This is a genomic window from Candidatus Methylacidiphilales bacterium (genome assembly GCA_033875315.1).
Classification (GTDB): Bacteria; Verrucomicrobiota; Verrucomicrobiia; order Methylacidiphilales; family CAZTYG01; genus JANRJG01.
Genome location: JANRJG010000009.1, coordinates 80030 through 100997, shown reverse-complemented (window position 1 = coordinate 100997; position 20968 = coordinate 80030). Strand labels below are relative to the sequence as shown.

The window sequence follows — 20968 nt, the reverse complement described above, 5'->3', positions numbered from 1 at the left end:
CCATGGATTCCGCCCAATTGGCCGCCCAGGCGGCCGTGCTCATCGAGGCCCTGCCTTACATCCAGCGCTTCCGCGGCCAGACCTTCGTCATCAAATACGGCGGCGCCGCCATGGAGGACCCGGAACTGGTCCCTCGCGTCCTGCGCGACATCGTTTTTCTCGAAGCCGTCGGGATCAATCCCGTCATCGTCCATGGCGGGGGCAAGGCCATCAACCGCCGCTTGGAAGAAAATGGCGTCCAGGCCCGCTTCGTCGCCGGCCTGCGCGTCACCGATGCCGAGACCGTCCAGGTCGTCGATGAAGTCCTCAGCTCGGTCATCAACCCGGACATTGTCGAAGGCCTCCAGCGTTCCGGTGGGCGGGCCTGTTCCTTCAATGGACGGTCCGTTTTCCGGGCCCGCAAGGCCGCGCCCGTGCTTCATGGGGGTGCGGAACTGGACCTCGGTTTCGTCGGCGATGTGCTCGGCTGCCAGGTGCTCCGGATCATCCAGGCGGTGCATGATGAAGTGGTGCCCGTCATTTCGCCCCTCGGGGAGGACGAGAACCACCAGCCCTACAATATCAACGCCGATGTGGCCGCGGCCGAGATGGCCATCGCCCTTGAGGCCAGCAAGATCATCTACCTTTCCGATGTGAACGGCATCCTCCGCGACCCGCGGGACCCGGAGTCGCGCCTGCCCACCCTGACACCGGAGGGTGTGGCCGCGCTCAAGGCCGACGGAACGGTCAGCGGCGGCATGCTGCCCAAGGTCGATTCCTGCCTCAAGGCCCTCGAACACGGCATCGACAAGGTCCACCTCATCGATGGCCGCATCCCCCACGCCCTCCTGCTAGAACTCTTCACCGACAAGGGCATCGGCACGGAAATCGTCCGCGGGTAGAAAATCCGCCCCGCCGGGCTTCTGGGTCCGCCCGCTCAATTGTCACACGGTCTGGCTTGTCAGCGGGACCGCAACCCCTAGGTTGGAACCTTCCCCCCAACAACGGGAGTCCGCAGATGTCGATCATTCGCATGAATGTCCCTGATTTCGGAGCGATGGGCGCGGTGGTGGCCGAGGCGGCCCGCCCGCTCTACGAGCGCTACGTCGTGCCCTCCTACGCCCGCAGCCTTTCCGTCACCCGGGGCGCCGGATCCTGGATCTGGGATGAGGACGGGAAAAAGTACCTCGATCTCGGCGGCGGCGTTGCCGTCAATTGCCTGGGCCATGCCCATCCCCGGATCGTCGAAACCCTCCAACAACAGGCCTCGACGCTCATCCATGCCTCCAACCTCTACCACCACCGTCCGCAGGGCCAACTGGCGGCCAGGCTTGTCGCCCTGACCGGCGAGGGCAAGGTCTTCTTCTGCAACAGCGGGGCCGAGGCCAACGAGGCCCTGATCAAGCTTTCCCGGCGTTTCGGCCACCCGGAGGGCAGGTTCGAAATCATCACCGCGCTCAATTCCTTCCATGGCCGGACCATGGCCGGCATCTCCGCCACCGGCCAGGCCAAGGTCAAGGAGACCTTCGAGCCCCTCCTTCCGGGATTCACCCATGTGCCTTACAATGATCTGGCGGCCATTGAATCCGCCCTGACCCCGCGCACGGTGGCCGTGCTCATCGAGGGCATCCAGGGCGAGGGCGGAGTCCAGCCGGCCCGGGCGGATTACCTCCTCGGCCTCCGTGAGCTCACCCGCAAACACGGGTTGCTCCTGCTATGGGATGGCGTCCAGTGCGGTTGCTTCCGCACCGGCCACTTCCACAGCTACCAGACCATTCTGCAAGGCTTGCCCGGGGGTGCCGATTTCCTGCCCGATGGCATCGCCATGGCCAAATCACTCGGCGGGGGATTCCCCATCGGTGCCGCCTGGATCCGCGCCCCCTACGCTGATCTCTTCCAACCGGGCTCGCACGGCAGCACCTTCGGGGGAACCCCGCTGGCCTGCGCCGTCGCCCTGGCCGTGCTGGACGAAATCGAGGAAAAAGGACTGGCCTCCCATGTGGTTGCGATGGGGAAACGCCTCACCACGGGCTTGGAGAAATGGAAGGCGACCAAGCCCATCGTGGAAATCCGCGGGGTCGGGGGCTTGATTGGCATGGCCCTCAGCGAGGACGCCCCGGCGGCGTGTGCGCGGCTGCGCAGCGCGGGTCTCCTGACCGTGCCCGCCACCGGCAATGTCCTCCGTTTTCTCCCGCCCTTCAATGTGACCCCGGATGAAATCGACCAGGCCCTGGCCATGGTGGAAAAAGCCCTGTGAAACACCTCCTGCGCATCCCGGATTTCACCGAAGCCGAGGCCCGCGAGGTCTTCCGCCGCACCACCCTTTTCAAATCCTCCCGGGCCACCGCCCCGCGCCCGCTTGCGGGACAGACCTGGGCCATGATCTTCAGCAAAAGTTCCACCCGCACCCGGGTTTCATTCGAGGTCGGCCTGCACGAACTTGGGGCCCGGGCCCTCTTTCTCAACGCTGGCGATATCCAACTCGGTCGCGGCGAGCCGATCAAGGACACCGCACGTGTGCTCGGTCGCATGGTCCACGGCGCGGTCATCCGCACCTTCGCCCAGCAGGACGTCGACGATTTTGCCGCCTTCTCCGCCGTGCCCACCATCAATGCCCTGACCGACGAGGAACACCCCTGCCAGATCCTGACCGACATCTTCACCTTTGAGGAGAAACGCGGCCCGATCCGGGGGAAAAAAGTGGCCTTCATCGGTGATGCCGATTGCAACGTCTGCCGTTCCTGGGTGGAAGCAGCCCCCATCTTTGGCTTCGAACTCCACTGCGCGGCCCCGGAAGGCTACCAAACCCGATTCAAGAACGACCACGTGGCATTGGCGCAGGATCCGGTCCAAGCCGTCCAGGGGGCCGATCTGGTCTACACCGATGTCTGGGTCTCCATGGGCAAGGAAGAAGAGGCTGCGACCCGTCTCCGGGCCTTCCAAGGTTACCAGATCAATCAGGGTTTGATGCAGGCGGCCCACCCGCAGGCCCTGGTCCTCCACTGCCTTCCGGCTTACCGCGGCAAGGAAATCACGGATGAACTCTTTGAATCCCGCGCCGGTGATATCTTTGACCAGGCGGAAAACCGCCTCCATGTCCAGAAGGGCATCGTCGATTTCCTCCAAGCCAACCGCTGAAACGATGCCCCGGCTCCTGCCGGCCGGCCCGTTCCATAATCCTTTACGCCCCGGGGGGAGGCGGTAGACTGGTCCCATGCCGGAAATTCAGACCAAAGCCCGTCGTGTCAACCTCCGAACCCCGGAGGTCATGAGCCTCGTCCAAGCCCAAGTGGAAAGCCATTACCGCAGCCGGGTGGTCGATTACATCCGCCACTCCGGGCACTGCCTGACCGCCGCCGACATGACGGTCAAATTGGCCAAGGCCTTCGGCTTTTGTTATGGCGTCGAACGCGCCATCGATCTGGCCTACGCCGCCTCCAAGCACTTCACCGACCGCAGCATCTACCTGTTGGGCGAAATCATCCACAACCCGGACGTCAACGACCAGTTGGCCGACATGGGCATCAAGTCCCTCCTCAAAGGCCCCCAAGGCTACGACCTTTCCCAACTTTCCGAGGACGATGTCGTCATCGTCCCCGCCTTCGGCGCCCCGGTCGACACCATGGAAAAACTCAAGGAGATCAATTGCTTCCTCGTCGACACCACCTGCGGCGACGTCATGAGCGTCTGGCGCCGGGTGCGGCAATACCACAAGGAGCGCGTCACTTCGATCATCCATGGCAAGGCCTGGCACGAGGAAACCATGGCCACCAGTTCCCGCGCCCTCGGCGATGACAGCAGCGGCCAATACCTCGTCGTCTACAACCTTGGGGAGACCGATTACGTCTGCGAATACATCCGCAAGGGGGGCAACAAAGAAGAATTCCTCAAGAAATTCGAGGGTGCGTACTCCCCGGGCTTCGACCCCGACCAGCACCTGCGCTTCGTCGGTGTGGCCAACCAGACCACCATGATGCGGAACGAAACCGAAGAAGTGCAGCGCCGGATCAAGCAGGCCATCGTCGACCGGTACGGCGAGGGGGCCCTGCAGGAACATTTCCGCTTCTTCGACACCATCTGCGGTGCCACCCAGGAACGCCAGGACGCGCTCAAGCTCATGCTCGACGAACCCATGGACCTGCTGATTGTCGTCGGCGGCTACAACAGTTCCAACACCTCCCACTTGGCGGAAATGGGCGAGGCCAAGCTGCCGACCTACTTCATCAAGAACGCCAGCCAGATGGAATCGCCGGCCCTCATCCGGCATTTCGACCAGCACCAACACCGGGAAGTGGAAACCCGCGACTGGCTGCCCTCGGGCAAAATCTGTGTCGGCATCACCGCCGGGGCCTCCTGCCCGAACAACGTCATCGAGGAATCGATCGCCAAGCTCTACAACTTCCGCGGCATTGAAGTGCTGAACCTCATCCCTGAGTCAGCCCGCGTTTGACCGAGCGCAGAAACCCGCCCGGGCGAGCCGCCGGGCCGGGCGGAGGGTTGGCTTCCCTAGGCAGTCGCTCCACGCTTCCTGTAGATGGGGAACCCTTTCCCCGTTGCCCCTTTTCAGAACGAAACTTCAGCTGCTCGTTCTCATACTCTTTCTCATTCTCATGCTCTATGAATGGGAGAGAACGAGCACGAGAGCGAGTCATGCCAAATCATATGGACTGGGCGACAGTCCCCTGCCGCCGCTCGTTGAAACTGGCGACAAGGGACTGCCGCCCTACAAAATGGTATGAGAGAAACAAGAGCAGAACGCGTCCATTGAGTGGAAATCGCTTCAATCAGTGGTGTTTGGTTTAAAACCAAATTAAAATGACTGAGCGACAGAATATGCGGGAGGGCGAGGCTCCTGCCGAGCCGGTTTGATGTCTCTATTTCAAGGGCGGCTCAGCCCCGAATGCTTACGGGGGAGCCAGGAGCTTCGCCCTCCCATAAGGCACTTTTACGCCTACTCAATTCCATTTGGTATTAGTTTGCCTTGCTTTCGAAGATCCGGGTCCGTTCGTTGCCTCGGGCCATGATCGCGCTTTGCCGCGAAGCGGCTCCTTTTCAGAGTCCGGAGGATCATTCCGCACCGTCTTAGGAAGACATCGTAGGAGGCTCCCTCCCATTCAAGTCTTGGCTTGCGTGCCATGCGGAGAACCTAACCGCGAGGGGAAGTTGGCGTCAAGGTGATTCAATTTTCAAGGGCTGACCCCATGAATCACTTTCTTCTTAAGGATAGCACAATGCAAGAACCGACAATCATTGCGATTCCGCTTACTATTAAACCAAGGTCATTAACAAAATTATTTACGGAAAATTTTTGCGAGCCAAACCATACATTACACATACTAATACTTCCTACAGCAAAAGAGGTCAGCCCAGCGCAAATAGCTAAAACTTTATTCGATTTCTTAAATAGTAATTTAGTTAAAATAACCAAAAGCATTAAAGCTAATGCTAAACATAACAGCATACTATACTCATTTAATTTCACAGCAAAGCTCCCTTTTTAACTTCACGAACTCTGTCCATCTTGAGAATTCACGGTCTATGTCTTCTTGAAGCATGAATGGGGTCAACTCTCCATTTTCCATGCTAGGTACTTCGATTGTCTCTCAACCGATGCCCAGCGATTGGAGGAGGGCTTTGGCCCGTTTGAGGGCGGCCTCGCGGTCGCGGAAACGGCCTTCCAATTGTTCGTCCATCAATTGGTGGAGGATTTTGCCCATCTCCCGTCCCGGTTCCATGCCGAGCGCTTGCAGATCCTTGCCGTTGACCAGGGGGTCGGGTTTGAGGGGCTCGTGGGCGAATTCCTCCAGCTTCTGTTTCACCAGGTCGTAGATCTCCAGATCGTTGTGGCTGCCGGAACAATCAATGCGGTGGAGTTCGATTTCCACCGGCATGGTCGGTCGGGCCAGGAATCGTTTGAGCGTGCTGACGCGCATGTGGGGCACATCCTTGAAGGCCATGTGGTTAGCGATGCAGGCGCAGATGGCCTCGATCTGTTCGTTGGAAAAACGCAGGCGACGGAGGATGTCCTCGGCCTTGCGGGCCCCGCGGCTTTCGTGTTCGTTGAAGCGGATGCGGCCGGTGTGGTCGACGAAGTAGGTTTCGGGCTTGGAGATGTCGTGCAGGAGGACGCTGAAGGCGAGGACGACGTCGGCGTCTTTGAGCATGCCGACCATCAAGCGGACATGGGTGTAGACATCGCCCTCGGGGTGGAATTGCGGCGGTTGTTCCACGCCCATCATTTCCCGGATTTCCGGAATCCAGAAGTCGAGGAGACGGCTTTCCATCAGGAGATCGAGCGCGCGTTGCGGGTGCGGGCCGGTGAAGCAGCGGATCAGTTCGTCGCGGACGCGTTCGGGGGCCAGATCCCGGCCGAGGTTGGAAAGGTGCAGGACGGCTTGCCAAGTGGCGGGGTCGATCTGGAAATCGAGGTTGGCGGCGAAGCGCACCGCGCGGAAGAGGCGGAGGTGGTCTTCCTGGAAGCGGTCTTCGGCACGGCCAATGGCGCGGAGAAGGCCCGCCCGCAGGTCGTCCTGCCCGCCCACGAAGTCGATGACCTGGCCGGTGACGGGGTCGAGGAAGAGTCCGTTGACGGTGAAGTCGCGCCGCCGTGCGTCCTCTTCCGGTGTGGCGAAGGTCACAGACTCCGGGCGGCGGCCGTCGCGGTAGGTGCCGTCGTGGCGGAAGGTGGCGACTTCGAAGGCGTGGTCTCCCTTCATGACCCGGAGGACGCCGAAGGATTTGCCCTGGAGATCGGTGACGCGGTCGAAGAGTTGTTGCACCTGTTCCGGGGTGGCGGAGGTGGCGATGTCGTAATCCTTGGGGGTGCGGCCAAGGAGTTCGTCGCGCACACAACCTCCGGCGAAGTAGGCCGTGTGACCGGCCTGTTGTAGTTTTTGTACGATCTGGACGGCGGTGGACCGGAGCGGAGGGTTGGGCTGATGGGGGTCGACCGCATTCATGTGAGATCGGGGTCCTTCTTGGCTTGGTGGCTCCAGCCAAGGTATATGGCGCCCCCGGCCAGGCTCCAAACCAGACCGACTCCGAGGAAGAGGGTGGAACAGGCGAGGGCGGTCTCGTCACCCACCGGGGTTCCCTGGCGGGTCACTTCGAAGACCTTGAAAAGCAGGGCGAACGCACCCTCGCGGATGCCGTGCCCGCTCAGGCTGACCGGCACGCTCATGGCGCAAAGCACGATGGCAAAGAGGATGGTCATGGGACCGATGGCGATGTCGAGGTGGAGGCTGCGGGCCAGGCAATAGCCGATGAGGAGGATGGGGACGACGGCCAGGGCGGCGGCGGTGGCTTTGCCGGAGCGGCCGTGGGAGACCACGGCTTCGTAGAGGCGGGCCACCACTTCGCGCTTGGGCACCCGGGGCCAGAGGCGGGAGATGAAAGGGGGGATGACCGAAAGCGGCACCAGGATGAGGGTGAGCAAACCGGAAACGGCCAACGCCAGAATAACCGCCAAAAGCCAGACCGTTACCTGGACATCGTGGTTGGAGGCGATCTGTTTGTAACCCAGGGGCAGGAGGAGCATGGTGACGCAGAGGATGGCGATGAGGCCGAGGATGCGGTCCATGACCACCGAGAGCACGGCCTGGGGCTTGCGGTCGGGGGCGTGCTTGAGCGCGTAGAAAATGCGGATGACATCGCCACCGGTGGAGCCGGGCAGGAAGTTGTTGAAGAAAGTGCCGACCATGCCGAGGCGCCAGCTTTCAAAGAACGACATGCGGATCTTCTGGATGCGCAGGAGGAGGTTCCAGCGCACCGAGGTGCCGAAGATGCCCAAGCCGACGCAAACAAAGGCGGCGCCGACCCACAGTTTGTCGGCATCCTGCAGTTCGCGCAGGAAGGCCGGGCCATTGGTACGGTTTTTCCACACGACAAAGCCCAGGATGCCGGCGGTCAGCAGGATCTTGCCCCAGAGGGCCCAGTTCACTCCGGTCCGTTTTTTATCCACCATTGCTGACATAAGCGCACCTCTTCAACCTTAACCCGGGGGGAGAGTTCAAGCACAAAGACCGGGTCGGTCTCCAAGATGGGCCAGAACGAAGCGAAAGGAATGGTGCCCGAGCCCAAGGCCTGGTGGTCCTGGACGGGCGGGATAAAATCGTGGATGTGGCAGCCGATCAGGCGGGGTGCCATGCGGCGGAAATGTCCCAGGTGGTCGATCCACCCCAGCGCATCTTTGCGGGCGGCGTGGCCGAAGTCATGCCAATAACCAAAGTCCGTGCCCAATTCGGCGAAGATTCCTTCCCAGGCGTGGTCCATGGGAAATTCCTCGACCGACTCCCGGCATTCCAGGCCGAGGCGGATATTTTTTTCGCGGGCCCGCACGGCGATTTCTTGCAGGGCGTCGCGGACCCAGGGCCAGCGATCCGCGGCCGCGCGTTCGTGCGCGGTCAGGGCGGCGATTTTGTCGGCGACGAATTTACGGGAGCCCCATCGGCCACGGGCCAGGGCGGATTCGAGTTGGGGGGTGACTTCCCGCTGGCCGGTCGAGCCGAGGTGGAGGACGACCCGGGAAGCCCCCACCGAGGCGGCGGCGTTGATCGTTTCCAAAGTGTGCCGGAGTGCGAGTCGTCGCCGGCTGGGGCGGGGGTCGGTGAATTCGTAGCAGTTTGGATTGGCGCGGGTGAAGCCGATGGGGAGGGGGCAGAAGTTGTGCAGGGAAGAGATTTTCACGACCCCGGCATCGACGGCTTCGCGCACCCCGGGCCAGAGGCTGAAGCGGACGCCATGGCCCAGTTCCACGGTGTCAAAGCCCAGGCCGGCCAATTCTTCCAGCATGGCCCTTCCGTCCTGGTGCCTTCCGGAATTCCAGCAGGTGGAGATGGCGAGCGGGGAGGGCATGATTCAAGCGTGTTTCAACAGGTGGAGCGGGAACGGCGTGATGGATTTCAGGACCGAGAAATGCGCATCCGAGGTCACGATACCCACACCATGGTGGCGTGCCAAGGCCACGACCAAAAGATCAATCGGGGGGACGATCAGGCCTTTTTTGCGACAGGATTGGGCCAGATCCGTGGCCTCTTTCCACAGTGTGGGAGGCGTGGGCAGGCAAACCACGGTGGAGAGCAGTTTTTCCAGGATACCTGACTGTGTCTGGCTGGCCAGATAGCGCAGCTCAAACAGCACCGGTTCACAGGTCAGGGCTTCCGCTTGGGAGGCCCATTTCAGGGCTTCCTGCCTTCGGGATGGCGGGGTCTTCGGACGTTGGAGGTCCACCCAGACACAGGAATCGAGGATGCAGGGGGTCATGTCCGCGCCTCGGTCCACTGGGCTTTTTCATAGGCCTCCCAATTCGGGAAATCCACGTGCGCGCGTCCTTCGGCGAATTCCTGCAGCAGTTCGCGGCGGCGTTCCAACTGCAGTTTGTCGCAGAGATACTTGGTGATCGCCGGACCTTTCTTTTTTTCTTTGGAAAATCGCATGATATCCCGCAAATCTTTTTCTGAAATATCGACAGTCACTTTCATACTTTGACGGTAGCAAAATCATGGAATGGGTCAACGACGGACCCCCCCCGCAAAACAAAAACCCGGTCCTGCTTGCGCGGGACCGGGTTTGGGAAAATCGTCCGGGACGATCAGAGGCTGAAGTTGCCCCAGAAATTGAGCTTGGGCTCCTTTTTCTTGCGGCGACGGCGCTCGCTCGGCTTTTCGAAATTCCGGCGGGCACGGGCTTCCCGGATCGTGCCTTCACGGTCCAGCTTCTTCTTCAGTCGGCGGAGTGCCTTGTCGACGGACTCGCCTTTTTTCAGTTTGACTTCGGACATGGATGAATCACCTCGCTCTCGCCCTTGGCATCCAAGGGAGGTTCAGAATATAAAAAGGCGCGCGCACTGTCAATCACGTGCGTTAATCCTTCCAGGGCAGGGTGTTGCGCAGTCGGATGGGCTCAGGGGCCGGGAAAATCACCCGTCCCGGCCCGAATGATGGTGCTTGGTGGCTGGTTAGTTTCAGCCGGTAGGCCATCCCGGCGGAGGGGGGCGGTCCAGCCGGCTCGATTCCCTCTCGACCTTGCCCGGGGGTGTTCCATATTGGCGGGGATGCCGTCACCATTTGTCCACCTCCACGTCCATACCGAGTATTCCCTGCTCGACGGGGCCTGCCGGGTGAAGGATCTGGTGGCGCGGGCAAAAGAGTTTGGCATGCCCGCACTGGCCTTGACCGACCACGGGAACCTTTTCGGGGCGATCGAATTCTACCAAAGCTGCTCCAAGGCGGGGATCAAGCCGATCATCGGCTGCGAGGTCTACATGGCCCCCGGCGATCGGATGGACAAGACGCCGGCCGCCAACGGACGCGACCCGAACTTCCACTTCCTCCTGCTGGCCCGCAACCTGACCGGCTACCGCAACCTGCTCAAATTGGTCTCTGCCGCGCACTTGGAGAGCCATTACTTCAAACCCCGCATCGACAAGGCCCTCCTGCAGCGCCACCGCGAGGGGCTGATCGGCACCAGCGCCTGTCTGAAAAGCGACATCGCCCAGGCCGTCCTCCAGGGGCGGATGAAGGACGCCCAGGGCCTCGTCGATGACTACCGCCAAATCTTCGAGCCCGGTAGTTTTTACCTCGAGGTCCACAACCACGGCCTCGACCTGGAACAACAGGTGCGCGAGGCCTATCGATCCCTCTCCAAGACCAGCGGGGTGCCCCTGGTGGCGGCCAACGACGTCCACTACGTCAAGCGCGAGGACGCGCGAGCGCACGAGATCCTGCTCTGCATCCAGACCGGGGCCAAGCTGACCGATGAAAAGCGCCTGCGCTACCCGTCGGACGAATTCTATCTCAAGGATGGCGACGCCATGCGGGCGTTGTTCGCCGATTGTCCGGAGGCCTGCGAAAACACCCTGGCCATCGCGGACCAATGCGATTTGAAGCTGGAGTTCGGGAAGAACAACTACCCGGCCTATCCGCCCCCGGAGGGACGCACGCGCGAGACCTACCTGCGGGAACTTTGCCAGTCGGGCATGGCCCGTCGATATGGAGAGCGGGCCGCCGATCCGGAATTGCTCCAGAGGTTGGATTTCGAACTCGGGGTCATCGAGCGCATGGGCTTCGTCAGCTACTTCCTCATCACCTGGGATTTCATCCACTACGCCAAACAGAACGGCATACCGGTCGGGCCGGGTCGCGGCAGCGCCGCCGGGAGCCTCGTGGCCTACGTGCTCGGTATCACCGAACTCTGCCCCATGCGCTACAACCTGCTCTTCGAGCGGTTCCTCAACCCGGAGCGCATTTCCCCGCCCGATGTGGACGTGGATTTCTGCCAGACCCGGCGCGAGGAGGTCATCCAATACGTGCGCAAGAAATACGGGGACCGCTCGGTGGCCCAGATCGTCACTTTCGGCACCCTCGGGGCCAAGATGGCCATCCGCGATGTGGCCCGGGTGATGGGACTGTCCTTTGGCGACGCCTCGCGCATCGCCGACCAGATCCCCAAAGATCCCAAGATCACGATCCAGAAGGCCCTCGATGCCTCCCAGGACTTCAAGCGGATGTTCGACGAAGAAGAACAGGCGCGCGAGGTCATCGACACGGCCTTGAAACTGGAGGGCATGGTCCGCCAGACCGGCATGCACGCCGCCGGGGTGGTCATCGCCGATGGCGACCTGACCGACTCATTGCCTCTGACGATGGACGACAGCGGCAGCGTGTTGACCCAGTTCGAGATGGAGCCGTTGAGCGAGCTGGGGATGTTGAAGATGGATTTCCTCGGACTCAAGACCCTGACCGTCATCCAGGATTGTTTCGACTTCATCGAACAGTCGACCGGCAAACGGATGCGCACCGAAGACATCCCCCTGGATGATCCGAAAACCTTCGATCTCCTCAACAAGGCCCAGAACATCGGCGTCTTCCAGGTGGAATCCCCCGGGATGCGGCGCACCTGTCTGGGGTTCAATATCCAGAACGTGGACGACATCATCGCCCTGATCGCGCTCTACCGTCCCGGTCCGATGGACCTCATCCCGGATTACATCAAACGGAAGAAGGGCGAATGCCGCTTCGACTACCTGCACCCGCTCCTGGAGAAGGTTTCCGGCGACACCTATGGCATCATGATCTACCAGGAACAGGTGATGGCCGCGGCCCAGGTGCTGGCAGGCTACAGTCTGGGCGACGCCGACCTGCTCCGCCGGGCCATGGGCAAGAAAAAGCCCGAGGAGATGGAAAAGCAGAAGGCCCGATTCATCCAGGGCTGTGCGGAAATGAACCAGATCCCGCGCAAGCTGGCCGAGGAAATCTTCGCCTTGCTGGAAAAATTCGCCGGCTACGGATTCAACAAGTCGCACAGTGCGGCGTACGGTCTGATTTCCTACCACACCGCCTACCTCAAGGCCAATCACCCGGTCGAGTTCATGGCCGCCCTGCTTTGCAACGAGCTGGACAACACCGACAAAATCGCGCTGTTTGTCGACGAAGCGGTGACCATGGGCCTGGAGATCCTGCCGCCCTCGGTCAACGAGAGCGGGCTGAAATTCACCGTGGCCCCGGGCCGCATCCGGTACGGCTTGGCGGCGATCAAGAACGTGGGCGAGGGGGCGGCCCATGCGGTCATTGCGGGCCGCGCCACCGGACCCTACCTATCGATGGACGATTTCTGCCGCCGGGTCGAATTCCGTGCCATCAACAAGAAGACGGTCGAAAGCCTGGTCAAGGCCGGGGCCTTCGACGGGCTGGGACCCAACCGCGCCACCTTGATGTCGCAGATTGATGCCGCCCTGGCCGCCGCCTCATCGCTCGCTCGCGACAAGGAAAGCGGCCAGGGCAGCCTCCTTGACATGCTTGGCGGCGAGTCCCTCCCCGCCCCGGCGGCCAAAGGCCGGGCCCGGACGGAGGCCCTGACTGACTGGCCGATGAAAGAACGGCTGCAATACGAGAAGGAATTGCTCGGTTTCTACGTCACCGGCCATCCGGTTGACGAGTACGAGGAAGACCTGCGTTCGTTCCGGGGGCATCCGGTGGCCGAATTGGGCGAGGAACCCCATGACGGCGTCGTGCGCCTGGCCGGCCTGGTGGTGGGCCGCGAAGTGCGCCTGAGCAAGAAAGACGGACGGCCCTGGGCGATTGTGCAACTCGAGGACCGCACGGGAAAGGTCGAGATGATGCTCTGGTCGGAAACCTACCAAAAATTCGGCCCCCAATTGGAGGAAGAAACCCCGGTTGTGGTGGTGGGGCAGATGGACCGGCGGGAAGAGGACAAAGCCAAGGTCATCCCGGCGGCGATCTACACCCTGGAAGAAGTGGCCTCGAGTCATGTGCGCGACGTTTATCTGGTCCTAGACCGGGAGCAGTGCCGTCCCGAGGTGTTCTCCCGGGTGCTGGAACTCCTGGCCGCCCATCCCGGGGATGTGCCCTTTTGCCTCATCCTTCCCGGTCCGCAGGGCGGGCAGGCCGTGCTCGAATCCGCTTCGTCCCTCTGGATCAAACCCTCCCTGGGCCTTCTACGCGCCTTGCGCGGCATCGCCGGAAAGGGTAGGGTACGGCTGCGCACCAAGGAATTCGCTCCGCCCCCGCGACGGCGCTATCCGGCCCGCACTAGCAAGCCACTCACCGCCACGGTCGAAAGATAATCCCCATGCAAATCGACATCCGCACCGCCAACGAGAACGATCTGCACGATGTGTCCGAGGTGTTGCAGCAGGCGGCCAAGTGGCTGGAAGCCAAGGGCCAGCCGCTCTGGACCGAACAGGAAGTGGCCCCGGACAAGCTGCGCCCCGACATCCTTTCCGGCCGCTATGTGATCGCCCGCGACCCCCAGGGGGCGCCCGTTGGGGCTTTCAAGTTGCACGAGGACGAACCCGAGATGTGGCCGGACGTTCCCGGCCAGGAATCCCTCTTCCTGCACAAGATGGCCTTGGTTCGCCGCGAGGCTGGCAAGGGGCTGGCCCAGGCCCTGATCGCCTGGGCGCTCCGCGAAACCAAGAACCGGGGCAAACGCTTCCTCCGTCTGGATTTCCTCGCCGACCGTCCCAAGCTGCGCACGGTTTACGAACAATGCGGATTCCGCCACCACAGCGACCGCCAAGTGGCGGGCTTCAACATCGCCCGCTACGAGTTTGAATTGCGCTGAACGCGGGTGGGAGCCCGGTTCCCGTCCGCCCGGCAAGTATCCGAGTAGCGGCGCACTTCCTTGTGGATCTCGCTGCCCGCCCGTCCGAGCACGGTCAGGGAAAAGGGCAGTTCGACGAAGCGGATCTTGGTGAAAAAAAACGAGGAATCGCAGTCGATGACCGAGCGCCATCCGATACGCATGTTGTGGTGGAAGGGGCGGAGGAAGAACGCCGGTTCCAGGTACATGCCATCGTCGCCGAGCGTCAGGGTGTAACAAAACGGATAGGGAATGGCGATGGCGCCGGTGCCGCACCAGACGGTGACCATCCAGTGCTTGCGTCCCTTGATGCGCGGGAACCGGGTGAACGTCCGTCCGAGGGCGCGGATGCCCGAGTACCAGGAAAGCAGGGCCATGAATCCGACCCAGGCACTGGCGATGAAAACAGCCAGCAGGAGCCATTCGAGGTTGCTTTCGGGGATGGCGGGCACGTTTGTCATATGTCAATGACCGGTCCCTGGCCCGGAGGTGGACGACGCCCGGAATCGCCCCGGCGCTGGCCTTTCACTTCGACCCGTGCCGAAGATCGTGAAAAGAGCAGATTGACCAGGCTGATGACCAAGCCCCCGCCGAGTGCATCCCACCAGGAGGCGACCACAAATGAATCCCCCGGCATGATCCAGGCCGTGAGTTTGAGCAGGGCGGCATTGATGACCAACAGGAAAAAACCGAGGGTGACAATGATGAAGGGAAGGGAAAGCAGGGCCAGGACCGGTTTGAGCAGGGTGTTGAGCAGGGCCAGGACCAGCGCGGCCACGGCCAGGCTCTGCCAGGAATCATGGCGGATGCCGGCGAAGAAGAAATCCGCCACCCAGACGGCCAACATCAGCACCAACCAACGAAAGAAGGGGTTTTTCATCAAGCAAACCTACCGGTAGATCTTTGTAACACGGTCCGTGATGTGGCACCAGACTTCGTAACAGATGGTACCGGCCTTGCGCGCCATCTCTGTCGCCGAGATTTCCTCCGCTCCCTGCCGACCCAGGAGGACCACTTCGTCACCTTTGGCAGCCCGGGGCACACGCCCCAGATCAAGCAGGATCTGGTCCATCGTGACTCGGCCGACGATCCGGCAGCGTTTCCCCCGCACCAGCACCTCACCCTTGTTGGAAAGCGCGCGGAATAGGCCGTCGCCGTATCCCACCGAGGCCAGACCGATGCGCATGGCTCGCGGTGTGCGGTATGTGGCCCCGTAGCTCAAGGGGGTGCCACGGGGCACGGTACGCACGCCGACAATCCGCGATTTCCAAGACATGGCTGGTCGGAGCAGGGACTGGAATCGGGCCAGGGGACTGATGCCGTAGACGGCCACGCCGGGGCGGACGAGGTCGCCGGCCGAAGCCGGAAGTGCCAGCAGTCCGGCGCTGTTGCAGATGTGCCGGGGGATTCCCGCCGGCGAAGGGATGGTCTGGAACTTGTTCCATTGGTCGCGGGTGAAGGCGGGGTCGGAATCCGAACAGGCGTAGTGGGAATAAACTCCGGTCAGAACGAGGTTCGGGTCCTCCCAAACCTTGCGGACGAGTGTGGCGGCTTGCCCGAGCGGCACCCCCAGGCGACCCATGCCGGTGTCGATTTTGACCTGGACCTGGAGCGGGGTTTTGCGTTTGGCGGCCAAGGCCGCGACCTGGCGGGCTTCCTCCACGGAGGACAGTGTCAGGGTCAGGCGGTGCTCGATCATGGCCGGCACTTCCGCGGGCAGAAAACCGCTCAGGAGGAGCACCGGCAGCGGGATGCCCGCCGCCCGAAGGGCCATGCCCTCGTGCACGTTGGCGCAGCCGATCCATGAAGCCCCGGAGTCCGCGAAAACCCTGGCCGACTCAATCATGCCGTGTCCGTAGGCATCGGCTTTCACCATGGGCATCATTTCCGGTGCCGAGGTGATCGCGGCCAGGGCGCGCAGGTTGTGCCGCAGTGCCGAACGGTCGATTTCACACCATGAGCGGTGGGGCAGGTCCGATTTCAAGCGTTCCAACATGAAGCATTCCTTGCGCGAAGCAACTCCGGAGCTGGGTCACTCAAGCGGAGGCCACTACTGTCTCGTGGAGGTAGACCGGTTCCAGGGCCAGTGCGGGTTCGGCGCCGCCATCTTTCCAGGCACGGGCGAGTTCGGCTGCCGATGGGCAGACGGCCTGCGAAAGCCCTTCCAGAGGGCCCAGCGCCACGGCCAGGGTACAGCGGGCGGCTGTCGGGCCCAGTTCCGCGCGGGGAACCAGGCGGCTGGCTTCGGCCATCCTGCCACGCCGGTAGGACGTGTAAAAAACCTGGCCGCGTTTGGCGTCGCTGAAGACGCCTAACCATTCTTCTTCCGGGTAAAGTCTCCCCAGGGCATGGGTGGAACGGACGGGAATGACCGGACAATTCCAGGCGCGGGCCATCCCGAGGGCGGCCGCGATGGCGACCCGCACGCCGCTGAACGATCCCGGACCGACGCCGACGAGGATCTGATTCGGACGGGTGCCCGCGGGCCAGGCACCGGTGAGGCTGGCGAAGAAGCCACCGGAGGCACGTTCTAGGGTGGCGCCGTGCGCCCGCACGTCATCGCCCTCCAGGAGGGCCCAACTGCACTGCGGGCTGCTTGATTCCAAACTCAGGGTGACGACCACCGGATCATCCTGCCCCGCCCGGGGTGCATCGCCAAGTGCGGAATCCCCTCCGGGCCGATCATTCCAGAACGAGATCCCTCAACCCATCCTCCCGGGTGCGGAGGTGGAGGGTCCGGGTGCCGGGGGGCCAGTGTCCGGGATAACGGTCGGGCCATTCGACCACCGTGATCCCGGGCCCGGGAAGCTGGTCGGGCAGGTCCAATTGACTCCAATCCGTAGTAAGGGAAAGGCGGTAGAGGTCCCAGTGGAAGAGGACCATCCGCGATCCCGGGTATTCGTGCATCAGGGAGAAGGTCGGGCTGGTCGGTTGGGCTTGGCATCCAAGTCCCTCGGCCATGCCCTGCACAAACGTGGTCTTGCCCGCTCCCAGGTCGCCGACCAGACGAACCACCGACCCCGGCCCCAGGGTGGCGGCCCACGCACGGGCCAGCCCCCGGGTTTCTGCTTCCGAGTGGCTGAGGGCGGGAAAGAATGGGCTCATGGCTGGCTGGCAAACGGGTCGTAACCCCTCATCTTCAACCCATAGGTCATCGGGGGGTATTTTTCGGGAAGGATTCCGCCGATCCAGGTCAAGCGCGTCGGGAATGGCCAGCTTTCCAAGAGGAGGCGACAATGTTTGAAGGGCACGGTGAAAAGCAACTCGTGGTCCTCGCCGTCGTTGACCGCCTGGTGGGGGGTGCAGCCGCGGCGTCGGGGCAGGCATTCGGGTCGGATGAGGTAGGAAACCCCGGAAGCCCGGGCCAGACGGGGGAGGTCCTTCCCCAGTCCGTCGCTCAAATCCATCATGGCCGAGGGCAGGCCTTCTGCGGCCAGCCATCGGCCTTCGTCCAGACGCGGAGTGAAGCGCAGGTGGTGTCCCCGCCGTGTCCCCCCCAACAGGCCGGTGACAAATAAAGAATCCCCGGGCGAGGCGTCGCTGCGTCGGACGTCACTGCCGCGCCGGACCCATCCATACAGGGAAACCGTCAGTCCCAGGCGTGCTGTACGGGTCGTTTCGCCGCCAGCCAGACCGATCTTCCAGGCCCGGGCGGCAGCGGCCAGGCCCTGCATCACGCCGTCGGTGTAGGCATCGGTGCCTGGCGTTCCGGGCGTGCCGAGGGCCAGCAGACAGGCCACGGGGGTGGCGCCGCAGGCGGCGAAATCACTGACCGCCCGGGCCAGCGCCTTGCGCCCGACCAACCGGGCGGGGTCGCGCCGCGTGAAATGAACGCCTTCATGGACGGCATCCGTCTTGAGCACGGCAACATGGCCCCGGGGAGGGGGGGCGACCAATGCGCAATCGTCGCCGGGTCCAAGGAGGATGCCGGGCGATTTCTCCCAGCCCCGGATCCAGCGGGCGACGCGGGCGTCTTCGTTCATGGCCCGATGATGCCCCCCGGCGTGGAGAATTTGTAGAGCAAAAGCATGCCGCAGGTCACGAGGTTGAAGGTGGCGTGCAGGGCCATGGAGTGGGCCAGCTTGCCGGTTTGGTCATAGACCAGGTTGAGGACCAGTCCGAAGAAGGCCAGGGAGAGGAAGGAGGACCAGTGGAGGTGGGCCAGTCCAAAGGCCAGCGAAGTTAGGGCCAGGGCGGGCGTACGTCCGATCCGTCCCTTGAGCCACGGGTAGAGGAATCCACGGAAGAGCAGTTCCTCGGCCACTGGTGCCAATACGCAGGCCAGCAGGATGATCCCGGCGATGACCATGGGTGAGCGGGCCTGGAGGAACATCTGCACCGGCTTCTGGCTTTCCATGGGCCAGCCGAAATGGGAACCCACAGCAAGCGAAAGCAGCAACAAAAGCCCCACCAGCGGCAGGGCGGCCAGGTAAACGGTCACGGCAAGGCCGGGTGAGGTGCGCAGATCGTTCCGTTCGAAATTCCAGAGTTGGCGTAGATCGGTTTTGCAAAGGAGCAAAAAGGCGATGGTGAGGATGACCGAGGCGGGATAAACGAGGGGGCCGGCGGCCAGGACCAGGAGCGCCATGCTGAGCAAGAATACGGAGACTTCGTTCAGGGGGATCCCGAGGTCCGGCACGCGGGAGGGGGGGAGGCCGGTGCGCAGGAGTTTGTAGGCCGACCAGCCGGCCACGATGCTGACCGGGATCGAGAGGACGATCAGGCAGGCGGCGGCCAGATCGACCGTGGGGTTCGACGGGGGCATGGGTACGGTCAGCGCCCGTAGAGGTGGGGGGAGAGAAAATACAACTTGCCCGCTTCCATGCGGGGAAGATCCGGACCGATCTCGATCTGGACCTTGGGCGTTTCAGGCGCCTTGCTCCAGGCCCGCAGGAAGTGGCTGAAGGTGAAGGGGGCGACGAGGCGGACGATGCGGGCGTCTTTGCCCAGATTGCCGGCCTTCCTGGCCTCCTCCAGGGCCTCTTCAAAATATCCGGTCTTGTCGATCAACCCGGCGGCGGCGGCCAGTTTGCCGCTGACGATGCGCCCGTCGGCCAGTTCGGCGCGCAGAGCCTGTTCGTTCAGTTTGCGCTCTTTCGAGACAATGCCGACAAATTTGTCGTAGGTTTCGTTGATCAAGCCCTGCACGAAGGCCATTTCCTCCGGGGTGGGCTGGCGGGTGGGGTTGAGCAGGTCCTTCATTTTTCCGGATTTGAAGGTGAAGGCGGTGATGCCGATTTTGTTGGCCAGTTGCTCGACGTTGATCGACTGCATGATCACGCCGATGCTGCCGGTGATGCTCAGTTCGTTGGCCATGACTTTGGAGGCCCCCATGGCGGTGTAGTAGGCCCCCGACGCGCCCACGCTGTCGATGTAGGCGATGACCGGCTTGGTGGCCCGGGTCTGGGCGACGGCGTGGTAGAGGACGTCGCTGGCCGTGACTTCGCCCCCGGGGCTGTCGATGCGCAGGACCACGGCTTTGATGTTCTCGTCCTCGCGAGCCTGCTTGAGCTTTGCCACCAGGTCGTCCACCATGGTGTCTTCGACCATGCCGGGGACGCCGTATGTGATGACACCGAAGAGATCCAACACCGCGATGGTGTCGGAAGAACCGAGACCATGTTCCTCGATGACTTTTTCCTGGAAGGTTTTTTTGGAGGTGCCGGTTTCGAGGTCGCCCACCAGCAGGGCGAAATTGAGCAGCACGCTCAGGCCGAGGGCGGCGAGCAAAACGATCCCGAGGCAGCCGAGCACTTTGTTGTTCATGGGGGAAAAGTTGGCACCCCACACCGCCTTGCGCAAGCCCACGTGATGAAGAAGCTGCCCGCCACCGCACTCGTTCGCTTGGAGAGACAGGTGCTTTCCGCGGTTTCATCGCTGGGGGCTCGCCGCGTCAGCCGGGCCCTGGGTCTATCCGGTGGCATGGATTCTGTCCTCTTGGCCGAGGCCCTCCGCCGGTCCGGGGTGGGTTTCCAAGCCTGGCATTTCAACCACAACTGGCGTGGAGCGGAAAGTGAGGCCGATGCCGGCTGGGTGCGGGCCTGGTGCCGTGAGCGATCGGTTCCCTTGGTCCCCGGCAAGGCCCGCGCCGGATCGCGCCGCACCGAGGCGGATGCCCGTCGCCTGCGCTGGGACTTTTTCCGCAAACAGGCGGCGCGCCACTCCGTTGGCGAGATCTGGCTGGCCCACCATGCGGACGACCGGGCCGAGACCCTTTTGCTGCAGTTGTTGCGGGGCGCGGGTCCGGCCGGCCTGGCGGGACCGGGCCCGGTGCGCAGCCTGTTCGGCCTGGAGGTATGTCGCCCGCTGACCGCCTTCACCCGGGACGATCTCGCTGCCCTGGCCCGCCACTGGAAATTGTCCTGGAGGGAGGATTCGAGCAACGTGGACACCCGCCACCGCCGCAACGCTGTCCGACTCCGGTTGCTTCCTTATCTGGACCGCTTGACCGGCCGACGCGTCGCGCCGCTGCTCGCACGCACCGCCGAAATCATCGAGTCGGAAAACCAATACTGGGACGAACTCCTGTCCGGCGCGACCGGGGATCGTTTGTCCGTCGCCGAATTGCGGGGCCAACCCACGGCGTGGCAGCGCCGCCGCATTCGTGCCTGGCTTTTGAAGCTCGAAGTCAGCGATGTCGGCTTCGAGGAAATTGAGTCGGTGCGCGGGCTTTTAACTACGGACAAGCCGGCCAAAGTGAACCTGAAGACCGGTCTTTTTGCCCGCAGAACCGCCGGATGGATCTGGTTACAACGATAAAGATACAAGAATTCCGGTGCTTTCTCGCCGCCAGTTGCCTGCCTCCAAGGGGCGTTTGGGGCATGGGGAGGTGATTTGCCCGGGATCCATCCCCGGAGCTTGGTTGCCAAGGGGGTGCGGGCATGATAGG

Annotated in this window: 22 protein-coding genes; 7 read left to right on the top strand and 15 right to left on the bottom strand. The window is 62.7% G+C overall.

Annotated features, from left to right (window positions below; all coding sequences use genetic code 11):
* The first annotated feature begins 2 nt into the window (after positions 1-2).
* The 4 genes from argB to SFU85_03130 all read left to right on the top strand — a co-directional run bounded on the left by argB (position 3) and on the right by SFU85_03130 (position 4429).
* The gene (gene argB / locus SFU85_03145; protein MDX6765766.1) at positions 3-881 is read left to right on the top strand and encodes an acetylglutamate kinase; all 879 of its coding nucleotides are present in this window, start codon (positions 3-5) and stop codon (positions 879-881) included.
* Positions 882-997: 116 nt separating this feature from the next.
* On the top strand, positions 998-2236 hold the full coding sequence (locus SFU85_03140; protein MDX6765765.1) for an aspartate aminotransferase family protein: 1239 nt from the start codon (positions 998-1000) through the stop codon (positions 2234-2236).
* Complete coding sequence (argF, locus tag SFU85_03135; GenBank protein ID MDX6765764.1) at positions 2233-3117, top strand: ornithine carbamoyltransferase; 885 nt, start codon at positions 2233-2235, stop codon at positions 3115-3117. Before SFU85_03140 ends, argF begins: the two co-directional genes overlap by 4 nt.
* Before the next feature lie 76 nt (positions 3118-3193).
* Complete coding sequence (locus SFU85_03130; protein ID MDX6765763.1) at positions 3194-4429, top strand: 4-hydroxy-3-methylbut-2-enyl diphosphate reductase; 1236 nt, start codon at positions 3194-3196, stop codon at positions 4427-4429.
* Between the two features lie 756 nt (positions 4430-5185).
* Here the strand turns inward: SFU85_03130 and SFU85_03125 are convergent.
* The 7 genes from SFU85_03125 to rpsU all read right to left on the bottom strand — a co-directional run bounded on the left by SFU85_03125 (position 5186) and on the right by rpsU (position 9757).
* Positions 5186-5440 carry a hypothetical protein gene (locus SFU85_03125; GenBank protein ID MDX6765762.1) on the bottom strand — a complete coding sequence of 85 codons (255 nt, stop codon included), beginning with the start codon at positions 5438-5440 and terminating at the stop codon, positions 5186-5188.
* A gap of 142 nt (positions 5441-5582) precedes the next feature.
* A complete protein-coding gene (locus tag SFU85_03120; protein ID MDX6765761.1) occupies positions 5583-6938 on the bottom strand; it encodes a CCA tRNA nucleotidyltransferase in 1356 nt (451 codons plus the stop codon).
* Complete coding sequence (locus SFU85_03115; protein ID MDX6765760.1) at positions 6935-7918, bottom strand: lysylphosphatidylglycerol synthase transmembrane domain-containing protein; 984 nt, start codon at positions 7916-7918, stop codon at positions 6935-6937. Before SFU85_03115 ends, SFU85_03120 begins: the two co-directional genes overlap by 4 nt.
* Complete coding sequence (locus tag SFU85_03110) at positions 7915-8832, bottom strand: sugar phosphate isomerase/epimerase (protein ID MDX6765759.1); 918 nt, start codon at positions 8830-8832, stop codon at positions 7915-7917. The genes SFU85_03115 and SFU85_03110 overlap by 4 nt, the downstream gene beginning before the upstream one ends.
* A 3-nt stretch (positions 8833-8835) precedes the next feature.
* Positions 8836-9240, bottom strand: a complete 405-nt coding sequence (locus SFU85_03105; GenBank protein ID MDX6765758.1) for a PIN domain-containing protein — start codon at positions 9238-9240, stop codon at positions 8836-8838.
* Positions 9237-9458, bottom strand: coding sequence for a hypothetical protein (locus tag SFU85_03100; protein ID MDX6765757.1), 222 nt, complete (start codon positions 9456-9458; stop codon positions 9237-9239). Before SFU85_03100 ends, SFU85_03105 begins: the two co-directional genes overlap by 4 nt.
* A gap of 110 nt (positions 9459-9568) precedes the next feature.
* Positions 9569-9757 (bottom strand): 30S ribosomal protein S21, encoded by a 189-nt coding sequence (gene rpsU, locus SFU85_03095; GenBank protein MDX6765756.1) that lies wholly within the window; start codon positions 9755-9757, stop codon positions 9569-9571.
* Positions 9758-10030: 273 nt separating this feature from the next.
* Here rpsU and dnaE point away from each other — a divergent pair, with 273 nt between their 5' ends.
* Positions 10031-13561 carry a DNA polymerase III subunit alpha gene (gene dnaE, locus SFU85_03090; protein ID MDX6765755.1) on the top strand — a complete coding sequence of 1177 codons (3531 nt, stop codon included), beginning with the start codon at positions 10031-10033 and terminating at the stop codon, positions 13559-13561.
* Positions 13562-13566: 5 nt separating this feature from the next.
* Positions 13567-14061 carry a GNAT family N-acetyltransferase gene (locus SFU85_03085; protein ID MDX6765754.1) on the top strand — a complete coding sequence of 165 codons (495 nt, stop codon included), beginning with the start codon at positions 13567-13569 and terminating at the stop codon, positions 14059-14061.
* On the opposite strand, the gene SFU85_03080 is transcribed toward SFU85_03085, so the two are convergent.
* Genes SFU85_03080 through sppA form a run of 8 tightly spaced genes read right to left on the bottom strand, consistent with a single transcriptional unit; the run spans position 14040 to position 19845 of the window.
* Complete coding sequence (locus SFU85_03080; GenBank protein ID MDX6765753.1) at positions 14040-14531, bottom strand: hypothetical protein; 492 nt, start codon at positions 14529-14531, stop codon at positions 14040-14042. The genes SFU85_03085 and SFU85_03080 overlap by 22 nt on opposite strands.
* 5 nt (positions 14532-14536) lie before the next feature.
* Positions 14537-14959: a phage holin family protein gene (locus SFU85_03075; protein ID MDX6765752.1), complete on the bottom strand. Its 423-nt coding sequence runs from the start codon at positions 14957-14959 to the stop codon at positions 14537-14539.
* 9 nt (positions 14960-14968) lie between these two features.
* Positions 14969-16075 (bottom strand): alanine racemase, encoded by a 1107-nt coding sequence (gene alr / locus SFU85_03070; GenBank protein MDX6765751.1) that lies wholly within the window; start codon positions 16073-16075, stop codon positions 14969-14971.
* Between the two features lie 40 nt (positions 16076-16115).
* Complete coding sequence (tsaB, locus tag SFU85_03065) at positions 16116-16703, bottom strand: tRNA (adenosine(37)-N6)-threonylcarbamoyltransferase complex dimerization subunit type 1 TsaB (protein ID MDX6765750.1); 588 nt, start codon at positions 16701-16703, stop codon at positions 16116-16118.
* 58 nt (positions 16704-16761) lie between these two features.
* Positions 16762-17184 (bottom strand): tRNA (adenosine(37)-N6)-threonylcarbamoyltransferase complex ATPase subunit type 1 TsaE, encoded by a 423-nt coding sequence (gene tsaE / locus SFU85_03060; GenBank protein MDX6765749.1) that lies wholly within the window; start codon positions 17182-17184, stop codon positions 16762-16764.
* Positions 17181-18062, bottom strand: a complete 882-nt coding sequence (locus SFU85_03055) for a thiamine-phosphate kinase (GenBank protein MDX6765748.1) — start codon at positions 18060-18062, stop codon at positions 17181-17183. The genes tsaE and SFU85_03055 overlap by 4 nt, the downstream gene beginning before the upstream one ends.
* Positions 18059-18844: a CPBP family intramembrane glutamic endopeptidase gene (locus SFU85_03050; GenBank protein MDX6765747.1), complete on the bottom strand. Its 786-nt coding sequence runs from the start codon at positions 18842-18844 to the stop codon at positions 18059-18061. Before SFU85_03050 ends, SFU85_03055 begins: the two co-directional genes overlap by 4 nt.
* An 8-nt stretch (positions 18845-18852) precedes the next feature.
* The gene (sppA, locus tag SFU85_03045; GenBank protein ID MDX6765746.1) at positions 18853-19845 is read right to left on the bottom strand and encodes a signal peptide peptidase SppA; all 993 of its coding nucleotides are present in this window, start codon (positions 19843-19845) and stop codon (positions 18853-18855) included.
* A gap of 45 nt (positions 19846-19890) precedes the next feature.
* On the opposite strand from sppA, the gene tilS reads away from it, so the two are divergent.
* Complete coding sequence (gene tilS / locus SFU85_03040; GenBank protein MDX6765745.1) at positions 19891-20838, top strand: tRNA lysidine(34) synthetase TilS; 948 nt, start codon at positions 19891-19893, stop codon at positions 20836-20838.
* Positions 20839-20968 lie beyond the last annotated feature (130 nt).

Bases quoted from the DNA above. Each gene is read 5' to 3' on its own strand.
- SFU85_03125 (MDX6765762.1), bottom strand. From the start codon at position 5,440: ATGCTGTTATGTTTAGCATTAGCTTTAATGCTTTTGGTTATTTTAACT.
- sppA (MDX6765746.1), bottom strand. From the start codon at position 19,845: ATGAACAACAAAGTGCTCGGCTGCCTCGGGATCGTTTTGCTCGCCGCC.
- SFU85_03050 (MDX6765747.1), bottom strand. From the start codon at position 18,844: ATGCCCCCGTCGAACCCCACGGTCGATCTGGCCGCCGCCTGCCTGATC.
- SFU85_03120 (MDX6765761.1), bottom strand. From the start codon at position 6,938: ATGAATGCGGTCGACCCCCATCAGCCCAACCCTCCGCTCCGGTCCACC.
- SFU85_03130 (MDX6765763.1), top strand. From the start codon at position 3,194: ATGCCGGAAATTCAGACCAAAGCCCGTCGTGTCAACCTCCGAACCCCG.
- SFU85_03140 (MDX6765765.1), top strand. From the start codon at position 998: ATGTCGATCATTCGCATGAATGTCCCTGATTTCGGAGCGATGGGCGCG.
- alr (MDX6765751.1), bottom strand. From the start codon at position 16,075: ATGTTGGAACGCTTGAAATCGGACCTGCCCCACCGCTCATGGTGTGAA.
- dnaE (MDX6765755.1), top strand. From the start codon at position 10,031: ATGCCGTCACCATTTGTCCACCTCCACGTCCATACCGAGTATTCCCTG.
- SFU85_03075 (MDX6765752.1), bottom strand. From the start codon at position 14,959: ATGAAAAACCCCTTCTTTCGTTGGTTGGTGCTGATGTTGGCCGTCTGG.
- SFU85_03100 (MDX6765757.1), bottom strand. From the start codon at position 9,458: ATGAAAGTGACTGTCGATATTTCAGAAAAAGATTTGCGGGATATCATG.
- SFU85_03055 (MDX6765748.1), bottom strand. From the start codon at position 18,062: ATGAACGAAGACGCCCGCGTCGCCCGCTGGATCCGGGGCTGGGAGAAA.
- tilS (MDX6765745.1), top strand. From the start codon at position 19,891: ATGAAGAAGCTGCCCGCCACCGCACTCGTTCGCTTGGAGAGACAGGTG.
- SFU85_03085 (MDX6765754.1), top strand. From the start codon at position 13,567: ATGCAAATCGACATCCGCACCGCCAACGAGAACGATCTGCACGATGTG.
- rpsU (MDX6765756.1), bottom strand. From the start codon at position 9,757: ATGTCCGAAGTCAAACTGAAAAAAGGCGAGTCCGTCGACAAGGCACTC.
- tsaE (MDX6765749.1), bottom strand. From the start codon at position 17,184: ATGAGCCCATTCTTTCCCGCCCTCAGCCACTCGGAAGCAGAAACCCGG.
- SFU85_03110 (MDX6765759.1), bottom strand. From the start codon at position 8,832: ATGCCCTCCCCGCTCGCCATCTCCACCTGCTGGAATTCCGGAAGGCAC.
- SFU85_03105 (MDX6765758.1), bottom strand. From the start codon at position 9,240: ATGACCCCCTGCATCCTCGATTCCTGTGTCTGGGTGGACCTCCAACGT.
- argB (MDX6765766.1), top strand. From the start codon at position 3: ATGGATTCCGCCCAATTGGCCGCCCAGGCGGCCGTGCTCATCGAGGCC.